The 16,144-nt window shown below is 61.0% G+C and carries 10 protein-coding genes; 7 read left to right on the forward strand and 3 right to left on the reverse strand.

Features of this window, described 5'->3' with window-relative positions; genetic code table 11:
* Nucleotides 1-254: 254 nt before the first annotated feature.
* Nucleotides 255-410 (forward strand): hypothetical protein, encoded by a 156-nt coding sequence (locus I41_RS27225; RefSeq protein WP_168206842.1) that lies wholly within the window; start codon nucleotides 255-257, stop codon nucleotides 408-410.
* A gap of 683 nt (nucleotides 411-1,093) precedes the next feature.
* Here the strand turns inward: I41_RS27225 and I41_RS12070 are convergent.
* The 3 genes from I41_RS12070 to I41_RS12080 all read right to left on the reverse strand — a co-directional run bounded on the left by I41_RS12070 (nucleotide 1,094) and on the right by I41_RS12080 (nucleotide 4,582).
* On the reverse strand, nucleotides 1,094-2,206 hold the full coding sequence (locus tag I41_RS12070) for an acyltransferase family protein (protein WP_145432928.1): 1,113 nt from the start codon (nucleotides 2,204-2,206) through the stop codon (nucleotides 1,094-1,096).
* Between the two features lie 1,106 nt (nucleotides 2,207-3,312).
* Nucleotides 3,313-3,810, reverse strand: coding sequence for a helix-turn-helix transcriptional regulator (locus I41_RS12075; protein ID WP_145432929.1), 498 nt, complete (start codon nucleotides 3,808-3,810; stop codon nucleotides 3,313-3,315).
* Nucleotides 3,811-4,054: 244 nt separating this feature from the next.
* Nucleotides 4,055-4,582 carry a hypothetical protein gene (locus I41_RS12080; RefSeq protein ID WP_145432930.1) on the reverse strand — a complete coding sequence of 176 codons (528 nt, stop codon included), beginning with the start codon at nucleotides 4,580-4,582 and terminating at the stop codon, nucleotides 4,055-4,057.
* Nucleotides 4,583-5,270: 688 nt separating this feature from the next.
* Here I41_RS12080 and nusG point away from each other — a divergent pair.
* From nusG to I41_RS12110, 6 genes are all read left to right on the forward strand, one after another.
* On the forward strand, nucleotides 5,271-5,963 hold the full coding sequence (nusG, locus tag I41_RS12085) for a transcription termination/antitermination protein NusG (protein WP_145432931.1): 693 nt from the start codon (nucleotides 5,271-5,273) through the stop codon (nucleotides 5,961-5,963).
* A gap of 444 nt (nucleotides 5,964-6,407) precedes the next feature.
* Nucleotides 6,408-7,352 (forward strand): exosortase/archaeosortase family protein, encoded by a 945-nt coding sequence (locus I41_RS12090; RefSeq protein ID WP_145432932.1) that lies wholly within the window; start codon nucleotides 6,408-6,410, stop codon nucleotides 7,350-7,352.
* Nucleotides 7,353-7,407: 55 nt separating this feature from the next.
* Nucleotides 7,408-9,696, forward strand: a complete 2,289-nt coding sequence (locus I41_RS12095; protein WP_145432933.1) for a polysaccharide biosynthesis tyrosine autokinase — start codon at nucleotides 7,408-7,410, stop codon at nucleotides 9,694-9,696.
* Between the two features lie 72 nt (nucleotides 9,697-9,768).
* A complete protein-coding gene (locus I41_RS12100; protein WP_168206844.1) occupies nucleotides 9,769-14,229 on the forward strand; it encodes a tetratricopeptide repeat protein in 4,461 nt (1,486 codons plus the stop codon).
* On the forward strand, nucleotides 14,226-14,924 hold the full coding sequence (locus I41_RS12105) for an exosortase-associated EpsI family protein (RefSeq protein WP_145432935.1): 699 nt from the start codon (nucleotides 14,226-14,228) through the stop codon (nucleotides 14,922-14,924). The genes I41_RS12100 and I41_RS12105 overlap by 4 nt, the downstream gene beginning before the upstream one ends.
* Nucleotides 14,925-15,179: 255 nt before the next feature.
* Nucleotides 15,180-16,103 (forward strand): sugar transferase, encoded by a 924-nt coding sequence (locus tag I41_RS12110; RefSeq protein WP_210421178.1) that lies wholly within the window; start codon nucleotides 15,180-15,182, stop codon nucleotides 16,101-16,103.
* Nucleotides 16,104-16,144 lie beyond the last annotated feature (41 nt).

Here is a 16,144-nt window from a genome sequence, read left to right on the forward strand (position 1 = left end):
GAGTTCACTTCAGTCCTAGGCCACGTTGAGCCACTGGGTTAACGGCGGACGCAGCCGCGCAAGCGGCCGAAGGTTGAGCCGATTCTGTTGCGAATCGCGGAGATGTTGGAGGCCGATCAGCAGCCCCGAAGAAGCAGCGGCATACGGCGAAGCGGATCTTCGACCGATTGCGGGACCTGCAGGGCTACGACGGCGGCAACGCGAGCGCCTAGGAGGCCTTCCGGGCCTGGTGCCACGGGCGGCAGGAAGTCTTCATGCCGCTGTCGCAACCCCTGCGCGAGGCGCAGGTTGATTTCGGTTACGCCTACCTGGAGGTCGCCGGCGAACTCGTGCAGGCGGCGTTGTTCGTGATGACGTTGCCGTACTCGGACGCCTTCTTCTTGCAGGCGTATGAAGTTGGCCGACGGTAAGGAAGACGACCGAGTTCGATTCTGAGAAGGAATCTTCTGAAGTCAGGAAAGAAGCGAAAGCCGCCTTATGGGACCGGTTAAAGGACAGGGTACTGAAATCGAAAAAACCAGGCAACCAACTACCGAGTTGCTCGACGACCTCGGTCGGAGTGACCGTGATTCTCAGATCACGGCTGGAGCGAATCCAGCGCGCGTGATGTCCGTCGGAGTGATCCGGAGACCAATTTTCAAGATCATCGTTACCGCAAGCTTGCACCAGAGCCAGAAAGTCGTCGCAAAAAACAAGCCACCTCAACTCAGCGGTGCGATTCAGGAAGTGGAGTGCTTAATCAGTTAGACGCCCGACGATGTCGTGGTGGCCCAAGGCTAACAGGGCTATTGTTTAGCAGGCTCGGCCATCGTGCATGTGGTACGCACTATTCGCAAGCGAGCGACGCGGGCGATCCGCCGCATACTCCGCCGTCGAGCGGCCATCGAGCCGACGATCGGTCACATGCAAGCCGAAAACCGCATGAACCGCAATTACCTGACCGGCCAAGTCTGCGACAGAATCGACACGATGTTGAGTGCCGCTGGCTACAAACGCTGCAAGCTGTTACTGGGAGTACCTGTTTCTATCCGTGCGGTAATATTTGCACTTCGCCATAATTCACTTCTCATTTTCGTGCACACCACCCCAAGCCCTAGCGTCCGCCGGCGTCTTCCTTGGCGGATTTATGTACGGCCTTGAATCTCGTCCGCAACTTCATCAACGGCTGTTCAAACGCGAAGTAAGAAACGCAAGCCACAGCCATCGCGGCAAAGATATTCACAGGGAACTCAGCCCACGGCGACGATGAATAGCGGTTCAAGAATAACTGCTGCCAAAGATAGATCGAGTAGCTAAGCACGCCGATCATCACGAGCGGCCTAGAGTTGAGCGCTCGGCCAATCGCGTTACCGTAATTCCGGATGCATGAATCCATGGTCAGCGCGATGCACACATAGATAATTGGCTCACCGAAAACAGCCCCGACCGTAGAGCTCCGCGTGCGATTAAGGAGAATAATCACAGCCGGTAGAGTCAGCATCAAATAACTATCAAGTAACCAGAGGTACCAGCGTTGCGTCCACAGCCATGGACGAAAGCCCGCGAGCAGACAACCAACTGCAAGCCCACCGGCTACGGCGGGAAAGATCGGCAGATCGCGCAGGTCGGACTTAATTAGAACGCGCATCGCGCCTACGGTGATCGGTGATGCGACGAACATCGCAGCGGCCACCCACATGCCGCGGCGAATGCCTAGTAGCTTCAGAGTCAGCGGCCAGAGCAAGTAGAACTGCTCCTCAACCGCCAGCGACCACAGATGGCCAACGTACCACGAGCGGTCGGCGTAATAGTTCACGGTGTAGGTGGCGGCGGTTATCAAGTCGAAGCGGTGAAGCTGAATCCATTCAAGGGCCGACGCCGCCACGACTACGGCAAGGAATGCATAGTAGGCCGGGAAGATTCGTATTGCCCGGCGAGCGTAGAACAGCCTGAGCGAGATCCGGCCCGTGTTCGCCTGCTCTTGGATCAGCAGCGTCGTTATTAAGTAGCCTGAGATTACAAAGAACACCAGCACGCCAAGGTTGGAGTAATTGCCTAGCCAGTATTCCAAGTCGGAATCGGGGAAGCCGCGCGTGCCACGAAGGTGGCCCAGCAACACGAACGCGATTGCGACGGCGCGTAATCCGTCAAGGCTAGGAATCCGGCTTCTCGTCATGTCCTTACCATAATCTATGCTTACTCGAAGTAAATTCTCGACAATTCTCAATCGAGATTCCCCAGATGGATTGAGGCCTGTAGCACTCCAAGCTCGGGTTGATGCCACTTTTGACACGTTGCGTCCCCCGTGGTCATGGAGGATGAATTGGGGCCCACCTAATTGGGTAGCGTCCCGCCAGACCCATGTTAGGTCTGCCGCCGCCGCCTCCGTCTGCTCACTTGCCCGAGTAGTGTTTGATTCTCCAGTTTGTTTAGCGCGACATCGCGAACAGTAGTATGCCACTCTCAGCTTGGCACGAGTTGGCCGAAATCCCCTGATTTATTGTCGGTCGACGGGACTGAACTGCTCATCTGGCAACGTCAGCTTTCTTGCAGTGCGCCGACCGCCGCAGTTCCCGAACCCATGGCTGTTTGGCTGGCCTGGGGAGCGGGCGGCGTCGTGTTAACGTCAGCAGGCAGACGTTGCCGAACTGTCGGAGGCAAAGTTAGTCGGGGCCTTACCCAGACGCTCGTTTCTGTGGCGAACTCTACTGAAGGGGAATGTGACCAGAAGGCTCTCCCGCATGTGAGCGTCATTACGGACAGCGCCGCCTTGATCCGCTTGACGACGAGATCTACGTTATCGAGCCGAAGTTGACGTGAGCTTGGCCCGGCGGATGAAGGTCAAGGACAGCCGCGGTGACCTCAGGCGAATTGATCCCTCAATCAAGAGCGCGCAAAGCGCTAGTCCGACAGCTCGATTCTTGACGAGCTCTCGCCGTCGGCGACGTCCGCTCGCAGGTCGCTTGTTCTTCCAGCGCTGGTAAGTCCGTGAGTGCTTGAGATCGACCGCAAGTGGAGCGGTGGATGCAATGATGTGAGCGTCGTTCTACAGGATTCGATCGGCGGCAAAGGTTCGACGATGCGACGCTCCGCCGCACAGGCACAGCGGAGCTGCGCGACTCCGCCGGGCCGATAGTACTACCTCGAGCCGTGGTCATGGCCTCGACGTTTCTTCTGTCGTGGCAAGGGCGTGGGCTTGCGCGGGCGACCATCCTCGCGCCCGCGACGCTTACGGCCTGTCGAAGGTGGCGCATCGGCGCCGTGCTGGATCAGTTCGGAGCAGGTCTTTTAGCGGCGCCGTCCATCAGGGCAACCGTCGGCCATTGCTCGTCGCTACCGGCAGCGTTCCACAAAGACCCAGAACTCGCCGACCCCGTGCAGCTGACATTTGCGACAAATCGAGCGGCGGTGCGAATTCAGCGTGTGGAGTGAGATCCCCAGCTGCTTGGCGGCCCGCTTGGAGTTCATGCGCGCCGCATTGAGCGCGTCAACGGCTTCCCGTTCTCGCGCGCTGAGCAACGACCATGCCCGTGGCAGCCGCCGAAAGTGGAACAGCACCGGCGCCTTCGGCTCAGGCGACGGCCCCAGGTTCGCACGGCCCCAGAACGTAAATCCTTCGTCGGCGACTCCCTCCAGCAGCACCATCGATTCATCGCCTCGCAGGGCTGCTTCAAACGCTCGATCAAACGTTTCGATTGATTCCGGGGCCGCGAAATCTCGAATCGGATGGCCGACCACGTCGCGAACGAGCGCTTCGGACTCATTGCGGTAGACGACGCGCACCCGACCCTGCCGGTCCAGCAGTCCCACCACGTCGGCATTCTGCCACATCGCATCACCTCGAGTGCACGCCGCCGTCGGCCAGACGCTTGAACATTGCTTCATCCGAGTCGCCGAGGCTCACGAAAATCATGATATCGTCTCCTCGGCCCGGCAAGCATGGTCTGCGTAGAAACGCCAGCGAAAACACGGAGTTTCGCTGCTCTTCGACAAGACGTACAGCGCGGATAGGGGCCCGCCAGTTTGCGGCGTCGCCGTTTCAAGGATCATCTGCCATGTCCACCGAAAGAGATTTTTATGCGTGGATAAGCGTGTCTGGCAGCCGACGCCGGTCTCTTCGGACGATCGCCGACGTCAGCCAGCGCCCGACAGCTGGCGCGGTAGCGCCGCTCGCTAGGACGTCGCCAGCGGCTTCGCCGACCCCAGTGCAAACCTGGCGCAAGGGACCGATCGACTGGGTGGAGTTCGCCAGAGGTGCTGCTTTTTTGGGAATCTTAGGGATGACGCTGTGGATGGAATGGCGCGTCATCGCGTCACTTGCCCCCTGGATCGCTCGCTGGTTGGCCGAGTAAACGATTGCGGGGGGCCATGCGCACTCTTCGATGACCTTCTGCGGGCGATCAATGCCGACGCGTCGGCAGCCCACCTGCCAGTTGCTTGTTCGCTGGAGCCGCGCGTACGTTTGGGTGCGACGAATCGTCGGGACGCCGAGGCGCTGCCGCAACGGAGGTCCGACTTCGCACTTCTCGCCGGTCGCCGCCAATTCGATCATGCGCCAGGCGTTACCCGACGTCCCGGGCCGGTCCGCATAATCGGTCCTCAAGCTCGTTCGCGTTCAGGTCGCAGACGCGCTCAAAGACGACAGGGGACTCCGGAGAAGCGTTCGGCTCAAGCAAGAGCTTCCGCTGCCGAGCCTCCGTGTCGTGGCATCGTTCTTGCGCCGATTGGCGTCGGTACGGGCGAGGGCGACGACGCAATCGGCGTTGCAGCACGTCGACTGCTTGCGTGCGACCGACGAGCGCGCGTGCGCCGGCACGCTTGTTTCCGCAATCGTTGTGGGTAGAGAAGAGATTGGAGGGTTGGGGGAGTTAGCGACTTGGTGTCGATCAGGTCGATGGCACCGAGGGCGCCGGTAAAGCGGTCCGCTGCTTGGCCGCGCGGGGCAATCGTGGCTGCTTTGCCGTTAAAATTCTTGACGCCTGAAGCCCCTCCATCAGAATGACAGGCAGCACGGGACCAGAGACGCAGGACCGTGTGGACACCGCTTCATACCCGCCGCTGCGTCCTGCAGCGATCGCCCCGGCAGCTGTCGGGGTTCCACTGTTGCTGGCCAAAGTATGCGTCCGCTTGAACGGCGGTTGGAAGCAGTGTAGCGAATCGTCGACGAAGCCCCGACCACATTCTCGAAATCGCGCAGACCGCTCTGCACTATTTTACGAGGATGTCGTCGACTTAGGTCAATACGGCCATTGAAACGAACTTAATTTGGAGCGTCGGCGTAGTTCCGGTGAATGTCCACGATGTTGACGCTGACCGCCCCACGTTCGCTCCAGCGATCCGTCACGTCCGTCGCGACGCCGGCGGCCGCCGCAACTTTCTCAGCCGAGAAAAATCCCTATTTATTCCCGACGGCTCTCTTGGAAGACGTGGAAATGCGTCTCGCGAACTCGACGAGCACGGAACTGGTGGACGCTGCCCAACCGCTGCCGGTGTCGCTCGACGAGGCCCCCTGGTGGCTCGTCCATACCAAGCCGCGTCAGGAGAAGCAGCTCGCCCATCAGCTGCGATCGCTTGAGATCTCGCACTTCCTGCCGGCCGCACCGCACCGGGCTATGACGCGGGGACGCGTCCGCCTCACCTGGGCGCCGCTCTTTCCAAGCTACTTATTCTTCCGCGGCCTTGCCGAGGCCCGCCTGAGCGTCCTTCAAACCAACCGCATCGTTGCAATCCATCCTGTCGCAGATACACTGAGTTTGAGTTGTCAATTGCGGGTTCTCGCAGAATTGGTCGAAAAGAACATACCGCTGCGTGTCGAAGAGCGATTTCCGCCCGGCAGAAACGTCCGCGTCATCGCCGGCGCGCTACTCGACACGTGCGGCGTGGTCGTCCAAAGATGCGGGAAAACGCGATTGTTCATCAAGATCAGCGAGTTGCTGGGAGGCGTGTCTGTAGAGATTGATCACCGCTTTGTGGAACCGTACTAGCCGTTCCGACAACTCGCTGCGTGTTCTCGTGACGGTCGCTCGATGACGATGCGGCCTAACTTCGGAGATCGCCCCGCCAGGAACAGGGACGTTGCAGGTAGCCCTGTGATTCGCCGCGGACGCGGCAGACCCTCCAATCGGATACCCTTATCGGCAAGACTGCGGCAAGTCTGGCTGGAAGCATTGATGGTCATCGTCTTTTGTCCATAATGACTTCTGGCAATTGAGTCGCGGGCTGCGGCGCGACAAGCGCCGCCGTTGAGGCCGATCTGGTCGTGCGATCAAGTGAATTGGATAACGAACAATATGGTATCATTTCGCCGTCGGCGCAAATGACGGGGACGGAGTCCGCGCGGCAGAGTCGCTAAGCGGCCGAGCCCGATGCGGCCGTGTCGGCCAGCCAACTCACCTTTTGATTAAGTCACCCCGGACACCTCGGACACCATGGCGTCCAACGTAACCAGCCAGCCAGTCACGGCGCAGCCGAGCTCGCCGCAGTCTGCCCGTGGCATGAATTCGACGCTTCTTCTTGGCAGTGCGGCGCTCCTCGCCGCGATTGGCTGGGCCTATTGGCCCACGCTCTCGGCCATGGTTCACGCGTGGGAGACTCAGCCCGATTACTCGCACGGCTATCTGGTGGCTCCGCTGGCCGCCCTGTTCCTCTGGACGAGGCGCGCCTCGTTGCCCTTAGACAAACTTGGTCCTTCGATCTGGGGCGCGCTGTTTCTCCTGGGCGTCGTCGCGGTGCGGGTGCTCGCGGGGCGCTACTATTTAGTGCCGCTGGACGGCTGGACGTTGCCACTGACGATCGCCGGCGTCGTCTGGCTCCTGTGTGGGGGGGCAGCGCTGCGCTGGAGTGCGCCGGCCATCGCTTTCCTGTGGTTTATGGTCCCGATTCCCTACTCGGCCGAACGCTGGCTCAGCGTCCCACTGCAGGCGCTCGCCACCAAACTCAGCACGATGGCGCTGGTGATGCTCGGACAGCCCGCGATCGCCGAGGGAAACGTGATTTTGCTGGGCAGTCATACCCTCTTCGTCGAGGAGGCCTGCTCCGGGATGCGGATTTTCATCGGCATCTTCGCCCTGGCGTTTGCGTTTGCGCTGTTTTCCCGCTGGAGCTGGTGGCAGAAGGGGATCGTGCTGATGTCGGTGTTGCCGGTGGCGATCCTTGCCAACGTGACACGCATCGTCGTGACGGGGCTGCTGTATCAGTGGGTTTCTAACGACGCGGGCCAGAAGTTCAGCCACGATGTCGCAGGGTTTGTGATGATCCCGTTCGCGGCACTGATTTTCTGGATGGTCCTGATTTACGTCGACAAATTGTTTCCCGTCGTGGAACAGGTGTCGCCGACGGCGGAGCTGTTCCGCCGCCAGAGCGGCAGCACTTGAACTTCAATTACTTGAGTTTTCACCACGAGTCATCCGCTGAGATTGAGAGCCTACGGTGAACCTGCCTCCTGAGCCAACTCGCGAGCCGACGAATCTCGTAGTCCGACCGACCCAAAGCCGCGCGCCGGCGCTCGCCAACATGACGCCCGCCGGCGGCAGCGACGCTGCGGCTGCCATGCAGGGCATCACGCCCGCGTTGGTGCTGAAGGTTTTGCGCGGTCGCTGGCCAGTGGTAATTCCACTGGGCCTCGTGCTCGCCGCTGCCGCTGCCGCCATTGTCCTCTTGTTGTATGTCCCGAAGTACCGGGCGTCGGCCCTGATCAAAATCGAAGCGCAACCGACGTTCATTGCGTTTGCGCAAGATAAAGTGAGCGCAACTGACGATCGCTACGTGCAAACGCAGATCGAACTGCTTCGAGGCCCCGTCGTTTTGGGGCCTGCGCTCGACTGGAGTCCGCAAACGAAGAACGGACAAAAGTTGCCAAAATTAGGCGAATTGGCGGAGGTCAAAGAACAAGCGGATCCGGTCGATTATTTGAAGCGTAATCTCTCAGTTTCTCAGGTTGGAAAATCGGAGCTGTTCGAAGTCGCGTTTCATAGTCGATCGCCTGACGACGCCGCTACGGTCGTCAATGCAGTGGTGATGACCTATCTCGAAAAAAATCGGGAGAAGGAGACCGATCGGTCAAAACTCGTGATCAGCGAGCTGGAAAAAGAAAGCGCGGACCGCAGTATGCGGGTCGAGCTCTTGCGAAAAGAGGTCATCGCGCTTGCCCGCAAGCTGACCGGGACAGATCCCTTTCAGCCAGGCCTCGTCACCGACGTCGGGGCAATTACGGCGGCCGGATCGTTTCACCAAGGGATTGTCGAAGCCGAGGTTGGCGCTGAGATCGCGCGAGCTGAATTGGAAGCGATCAAAAGACCCATTGCTTCAGACGACCAAGGGAGTGTCTCGGGAATATTGACGCTTGAAGTTGCTAACCGCCCGGACGTCCGCCGCCTTGAAGAAGAAATCGAACAGCTCCAGGACCAAATGTCCGCCATCAAAGTTAAATCACGCACGAAGATTGGTGATAGCTGGAGCAGTGATCCCGAGTATCTGAGCCTTGAGGCAGCGGCGAAGGAAGCCAATGCGGCCCTCGAGCAATTGAAGGCGACGGCCCGCGCAGAGTCGCTGGCGGCCCGGCGCGCTGATCAAGAAGGTGAACAACGCAAGCTCCTGGCCGCCAAGGAGCAGGAACTGGCCGCCTGGATCATGAAACGCAAGCTCCTGAGCGAAAAGCTCGCTGCCCATGTGAAGGAACGCGAATCGGGAGGCGCACAGAGCGCTGAACTGGAATTCAAGAAGAGCGAACTTGAGCGTGAGGAGAGCGTCTTCGAGTTGATCGCGGCGCGAAAGCTGGCCTTGCAAACGGAACAGCGCGCGCCCGAGCGGGTGTTTCTAATGCAGGTGGCTGAGCCGCCCTCGATGGCCCTCGAACCCATCCCCTATAAGTATTTGCTGGTGGCGTGTTTAGCTTCGATGCTGGCGCCACTGGGACTTGCCGTCGCCTACGAAGCGCTGCTGCGGCGGATTTCGTCGACTGATCAACTGACGAAGGAGTCGCTCCTGCCCGTGATCGGCGAGGTCGCCCGCTTTCCTCGGCGGCGAGTCGGCGCGGCGCCTGTCATCGCGGGCCCTCCAAGCAAAGAGATGTTCGTCTTTGCCGAGTCGATCGACAGTTTGCGGACTCAGCTCTTATTGACTGAGCATCTTGGCGTCCCAGGCGAACGCAAAGTGGTGGCGATCTGCAGCGCCGCCAGCGGCGAGGGGAAGTCGAGTTTGGCGACGGCGCTGGCGATGAGCATTGCCGAGTCTTCAAAACAGCCGACGCTGCTGATCGATGCTGACCTCAGATCCCCGGACATCGCCAGACTGTTGGGCACACCGGCGGGGCCGGGATTGGCGGAACTTTTGAGCGGCCGGGCAACGCTGCGCGAGGTGATCCATCGCGTCGGGGAAACGGAGGCATTTGTCTTGCCCGCCGGCAAGTTGCGCGGCAGCCCGCACCACATTTTTGAAGGGGTGAAGATTGAGGGCGTGCTTAAAGGCTTGCGCGAGAAGTTCAATACTATCATCATCGACACCCCCCCAATCCTCGCCGCCAGCGAATCGCTTGTCTTCGCGAAGGCCGCCGACTTGACGGTGGTCTGTTCGCTGGCCGACGTAAGCCGCGCCAAACAGGTGCGCGTGGCGGTCGAACGGCTGCACGCCACTGGGGCAAACGTGGCTGGCGCTGTGCTTAGCGGCGTCTCGCCAAGCCATTACGTCTACAACTACGGGGCCTACGGCGCGCACCGCTAACCTCGACGGCGGGTTCCTCTTTAGCGGCATCTACAGTTCACCCGTGCGGAACGCATCTCATCTATGCCAAACATGTCCAACTCTTCAGCGCATGACCCCAAACGCAGCTATAGCGTTAATTGGCGCTTGGCAGGGGTGACGGTGGCCTTAGCATGCGTCGCGGTTCCGCTGGCGTATTGGCGCTATCGATCCGCCTACGAACAGACGGCCGGTGCTTTGCTGGAGCGCGCCGCCGAGTTGGAGAAGGAGCAAGAGTGGGATGACGCGACAAGATACTATCAGCGCTATCTCCTCATCAAACCGAGCGATGGAGACGCCCTAGCTCGCATGACCGACGCCTACGCGCATGGCGAGCAGACCCCGGAGCGCTTAATGCGCGTCAACGCGCTGTTGTACCGCGTGCTCGGCCAATCTTCCGAAGCGGAACAGCCGGCGCTGCGACTACAGCTGGCCGAGAATTTGTTAAAGCTCGGCTCGTTCAAGCAAGCCATTGCGGAACTGAAAGACTTCAAAGACGACGCGCTGCTACCGCGGAGCCGCAAAACCGTCGCGCTCGCAAAAATTAGGCTCGTTGGCTTCGATCCGGACGTGAAGATCGGCGACGCGGTCAATGAGTTGCTCGCGGTCGCCGACGAACTGCCTGACGACGTTGAGTTGGCCAATGAAGGCGCCGCCGCGCTGCGACAGTTCGGCAGTGATCCGGCGCTGGCTGATCTAAATCCGCCGACCCGCGCCGACGAGATCATGGATCGCCTGGTTGAGCTAAAGCCTGACGACGTCGACGCGCGCCTCGCTCGCTGCCGCTACCGCTTTCAACACCAACTCCCCGGAGGGAACGAGGACTTGGAACGAGCGATCGCGATCGCGCCAAACAACATTGAGGTCTTGTATCTCTCGGCGATCTCGACGCTTACTAAAGCCAAGGAATCGGCTGAACTCAAACCAGCGGAAGAGCATTTGCGCCGCGTGATAAAACTGGCGCCGAGCGACGAACGTGCGTACGCGTTGCTGGCGGATGTCTTGGCACAGACCGGTCGCGCCGATCAGGCCGCCGACCTGTTGCAAAAGGGACGGAAACCGACCGGCAACAGCATTGAGTTGAACCTTCGGTTAGTGAATTTGCAGCTGCTTGCCTCCCAATGGGATCAGGCTGCCGAGACCCTGCGCGAACTCGACGCGCAAAGTCCCACGATCCTTGCCCAACTTGAACAAAACCAGCGTTTGCCGCTGGAGAATCGGCTCAAGCTTGCCCACGCTCGCCTCGACCTGGGACGTCAGGCCCTGGCCGCCGCGGCGACGAAGCTGCGGAGCATTTATCTGTCGGAAGAGGCCGCCAGCGTTAATGGGCAGACCCCCGCGTGGGTGCAAGCGACCCAGCTGCTGGCAGCGATTCACGGGCAAAGCGGCCAGTGGGACAAGGCCGCAGAGTATAGCCGCGTGCTTCTGCGTGCCCGCCCCAACGACCCGGCGGTGACTTCGGCTGCGGCTGACGCGCTGCTCAAGTCGGGAAGTCCGGCAGATGCGGTGGCCGTCCTGGATGGCATTTCGGAGGACGCGGGCCAAGGCGTGGAACTGCCGTTGCGCCGCGTCCAAGCTCATCTGGCTCAGCAACTGGCCCTTCAGAAGGAGGAGCGCAATTGGAGTGAGTTCCAGAGCGCCTTGAAGGCGGCCAAACCTCATGCGGACGCGTCGTGGGAACTGTTGTTTTGCGAGGCCAACTACTTGCTGGCCAGCGGCAACGATGGAGGGGCGGCGAAGACGGTCCGCGAGGGTGAAGCAAGGTTTGCCAGCGAGGTGCGGTTTTGGAAGAGCGCCGCCCAGCTTTACAGTCGCCTCAAGCTCGGCGACGATCTCGCCCGGGCCCTGCAAAAGCATCAGGCGCTCGGCCCGCCGGCCGCCGAGCAGGTGGCGCTTGAGGCGGCGCTCCTTGCCGAGTCGGGAGACTACAAGGCGGCCGAGAAACGACTGGCGTCAGCCAGCGCGGAGGCTAGCCCTGCGGAACGTCGACGGCTTGATCGCCTGCGCGTCGAGACGCTGATGCTCGGCGGGCAGTCGGCGGCAGCAAAGCAGCTGATCTCGTCCCTCATTGAAGCCGATCCCGCCGATACTGGCGCGCTTGAGATGGGCATCCAGATTGCCCTCTCTTCGGGCGACCTACCGACTGCCGCGAGATGGGAGGAAAAACTGGCGGCCGCGGATCCCAACGCGGCGCTGCTACCGTACTGGCGGGCGAGCCGGTTACTTCTGGAATACCAGCGACTGAACGCTGAAGAAAAAGAAGAGCACTTTGAAGAGAAGGAAGCGCTCAAGAAACTCGTCGCCAGCATTCGCTTGGAGCGCCCCCGCTGGTATCCCGTGGTGAGCCTGGCGGCACAACTCGCCGAAGCGACCGAGGGAGGCGAGCGTCAAGCGCTCGCGGATTACCAACTCGCGGTCGACTTGGGCGACCGTCGCGCGGCGACCTTGGAGCATTTAGCGACCTTGCTGTACAAGTTCGAACGCCCCGATGACGCTGACAAATATCTTACGTTACTGGCGACAGACGCGTACTCCGCATCGAACGTCGATGCGGCGATCGTCGAGATGGCCGTCAAACAAGACCGCGCCGCGGCGGCGATTGAGGCGGCGCAGAAGCGCATCGAGAAATCTCCGCAAGACGTTTCCAAACGCCTTTTCTTGGCCCGCCTGCTCCTGCGATCTGGAGACGCTGACCAAGCGATCGAAGTCCTCCAAGCGGCGGCCAAGCAGTTCCCGGCGGACGACCAAGTCTGGAGCGGTCTCATTGCCGCCCTAGTAAGTGCGAACCGTCCCGAAGAGGCGCGGTCGGCGCTCGAGTCGTTGTCACAGAGTTCCGGCATCCCCACGAAGAAACGGCTGGTCGCCGCCGCCAGAGGCCATGAACTATTGGGAGACCTGGCAGCGGCACAGCGGCAGTACGAACTAGCAATCGTCGAAGAACCTGGTGACGCCGATACCCTATTGGGGCTGGCGCGGATCCTGGCTAAAGGCAGCCCGGTGGCCGCTCGGGCCCAGTACGAGAAGGTGCTCCAAGCTGACCCATTGAACGTCGAGGCTCGTCGTGCGCTAGCGATGCTGCTGGCCTCAACCGGCGAAGAGGCTGACTGGACCCGTGCCACGCAGATTTTGAGCGAACTTAGCGCATCTGAAGGAGCGGGCGCGGACAATCGTCTGCGGGCCCTGCTGCTTTCGCAGAAAGGGCGCACGCGCGCCGAGCGCATTGCCAACTGCCAAAAGGCGCGGGAAATTCTCGAGCAGCAGATTGCCGGCGAGAGCACAGGCGACGCGATCGTCACGCGCCGCTTACTGGCACAGACGTTGGAACGCGAAGCGGCGCTGAGCGGCGACACAGCGTTAATCGCCGCCGCCGCGGAGCAGTTTCGCGAGATTATCGACGAGAGCGGTACGACGGCGGACCAAATTGCTCAGGCGATTGATTTTTCGTTGCGAAACGGATCGCCGAATAGCACAAGCGGCGCCCAGGTCGCGGCGCTCAGCGAACAGCAGCAGGCGCTGCTGGCGGAAGCAGAGGCCAATATCGAAAGACTCCGTCGCCTTCATGTGAAGGACGATGACGGCATCGACGCCTTGGCGGTTTCGTTCGCTGCCAGACTGGCCATCGCCCGCGGCGATGAGACTAAGGCGCGCGGCCTGATTGCCGAGTTTGCCGCTAGCCTGCCGGCAGGGGCGACCCCGGCCGAGGAATCCAGTCGACTGCTGGCTATTGGCCGATTGTACGGCCTCGTCGGCGCCCATGCGGAGGCGGAAGCCTGGTACCGCAAGCTGGCGGCGGTGACGCCTCGCGCCAATATGCTAGTGATTCAATCGCTGGCGGATCAGGGCCGGCGGAGCGACGCGGCGAATTTCTGTCTCGAAGCGGCGGCCGGACCACTCTCCACGGAGCTGGCGTTGATGCTGGCAGCGGTGATGACCGTGCCCGAAGGCGAGAAGGCGGAGGAGTTTTCAGGGGCTGATGCAGCGCTCGAAGCGGCGATCTCCAAGCAGGACGCGAATTTACAACTGCTGCAGGCGGCTGCCGTGATGCGCGCCAGCCGACGTGACTACGACGCGGCGATTGACATCTTTCGGCGGATCCTCGCGATCAACCCCACTGACGAGCTCGCGCTGAACAATCTGGCGACGCTGCTCGCAGAGCGACCCAACCAGCGGGCCGAGGCGCTTGAATTGATTGAGCGCGCCGTGGCCTTATCCGGACGACAACCGACCCTTCTCGATACGCAGGGCACCATCCACCTGAAGCTGGGCCAAGCGCCGCAGGCGATTCAGTGCCTCGAAGAGGCGACCGCCGGCGGGGCTGCTGACGCCCGCTACTACCTTCACCTCGCGGCTGCTTACCAGCTCGCCGAGCGCCGGCAGGACGCCCAGGCCATGCTCGCCGAAGCGAAAAACTTTGGGATCGAGAAGTTCGTCCTGACGGACGACGATCGAGCCCTGTTGGAAGCGCTGGAGAAGCAGTCGGCCATTCCGTCGTCGACCTCAGCCGAGAAACTATGAACGACAAACTCGTCAAATCCAAGCCCGCGCGTGGCGTCGTGAGCGCGCTTGTGCCCGTAGCCGCCGCGCTTCTGCTGGTGGTGATCGGGGGCGCGTGGTACGGCAACTATTCGCAGCGCTGGGGCCCGCCGCCCGATATGGTGGCAGCGTCCGCCAAACTGGAGCATTTGCCGCGTCAGTTCGGCGATTGGTCGCTGGCGGAAGACCTCCCCTTCGACGAGGCAACGCGCAACATGCTTGAGTGCGCGGGGCACGTCAATCGCCGCTATATCAACCAAAAAACAAGGCAGGGGGTCAGCCTGGCGATCATCGTCGGGCCACCCGGCCCGACGTCGGTCCATACTCCAGAAATCTGCTTTTCGAGCCGCGCCTTCCAACAAGCAGGCGAGCGCAGTCGCCACAATTTTGGTGATGCTCCAGGAAAAAGCGACAGCTTCTGGACGCTCGACTTCACCTCCCCAAACGTGCTTGCCGACGGGCTGCGCGTCTACTATGCCTGGAGTCGTGGCGACGATTGGGAAGCGTCTGAGTCGCCCCGCTATGAGTTTGCGGCGGCGCCCTACCTGTACAAGCTGCAGTTGGCAGCCCCTGTGGCCGCTGGCGCCAAGGCCGGCGATGCGGATGTGGGACAAAAGTTTCTTGAGGAATTTTTACAAGCCGCATGGCCCGAGGGAGCCGCCGGCATCCCTAATTAAGAATGAGTGCAAGCAGCGTTTTCATCGTCTTGCGCAAGAGATTGTGCGCTATACGCATTTCTGATGAACTGGACAGTTTTGGCAGTTACATGCTTCGAAATTGCGGCAAACCGAAGTATAATGTCGACTCGCGACCGCTGCCACGGCGCATGGTCGAGGCGCCCTTGGAACAGTTTGTCGCAACTCAGTATCGTTTGCCCTCCCGCACCTGAGTTGGCCTGCGAGACAGAGCTCATCCCCGATAGGACACCATCTGTGAATAACTTCATCGACCTCCCAGCGGCTCGCCGGCCGATTGGGACCGCCGACCCTTTTGGTCGGCCGGTTACCGCGACTCCGTATTTTGAGCGCAAAGCCCCTTGGATGCGCCTGCTGGGCTGCTTGCTACTAATCTTCTTTACGCCGCTGATCCTTGTCTGCGGGCTGCTCGTGCGGCTGACCTCGCGCGGCCCGGCGATCTACCGGCAAACGCGGCTCGGCAAAGATGGTCAACCATTTGAGATTCTCAAGCTGCGCACGATGACCTGCGACGCGGAGGCGGAGTCGGGCGCCGTGTTGTGCACGAAACGTGACGCGCGGGTGACGCCCGTCGGGCGCGTGCTTCGGTTTCTGCACCTCGATGAGCTTCCCCAGCTGGTAAACGTGATGCGTGGCGAGATGTGTCTGGTCGGACCGCGGCCTGAACGCCCCGAGATTATTGCGAAGCACCGACTCGATGAGTACGTGCCTGGCTTTTGCGAACGGATGCACGTTCTTCCTGGGGTGACCGGACTGGCTCAAATCAATCTGTCGGCGGACGTTTCCGCCGATTGCGTCATTCCGAAGGTGGCACTTGATCGGGAATACGTCGCCACCGCAAATGCGGCGCTCGACTTAAGGATTTTGGCCTGCACGGCACTACGCATGCTGGGCGTCCGGCATGGACGCGCCGTTCGCTTATTCGGAGTTCATCGTCGAGTGAACATGCCTGACGTGTCCAGAGAAATCGAGATTACGCCGGCCAGCTCGCCGATCGCGTCGCACCAGATTCGCCCGGTGGAGGCGCCCCGCGAAGTCGCTCACGCTGGGGCTACCAGCGATTCTTGGTCCGCCCGTACCGAAGCTTCGGCTTGGAATGGCGCCGATCGACCCTCGCCAAAGGCCAAGCCCAAAAGCGGTCCTCCCCGACGGCCTCGGTGAATCGGCTGCACGCATGACAGTGGCAAAATCAGTTTGCTTCA

It is taken from the genome of Lacipirellula limnantheis (genome assembly GCF_007746075.1).
GTDB classification, from domain to species: Bacteria; Planctomycetota; Planctomycetia; order Pirellulales; family Lacipirellulaceae; genus Lacipirellula; species Lacipirellula limnantheis.

Coding starts and splice junctions, on each gene's coding strand:
- I41_RS27225 (WP_168206842.1), top strand. CDS start 255: ATGCCGCTGTCGCAACCCCTGCGCGAGGCGCAGGTTGATTTCGGTTAC.
- I41_RS12075 (WP_145432929.1), bottom strand. CDS start 3,810: ATGTGGCAGAATGCCGACGTGGTGGGACTGCTGGACCGGCAGGGTCGG.
- nusG (WP_145432931.1), top strand. CDS start 5,271: ATGTCCACGATGTTGACGCTGACCGCCCCACGTTCGCTCCAGCGATCC.
- I41_RS12090 (WP_145432932.1), top strand. CDS start 6,408: ATGGCGTCCAACGTAACCAGCCAGCCAGTCACGGCGCAGCCGAGCTCG.
- I41_RS12100 (WP_168206844.1), top strand. CDS start 9,769: ATGTCCAACTCTTCAGCGCATGACCCCAAACGCAGCTATAGCGTTAAT.
- I41_RS12105 (WP_145432935.1), top strand. CDS start 14,226: ATGAACGACAAACTCGTCAAATCCAAGCCCGCGCGTGGCGTCGTGAGC.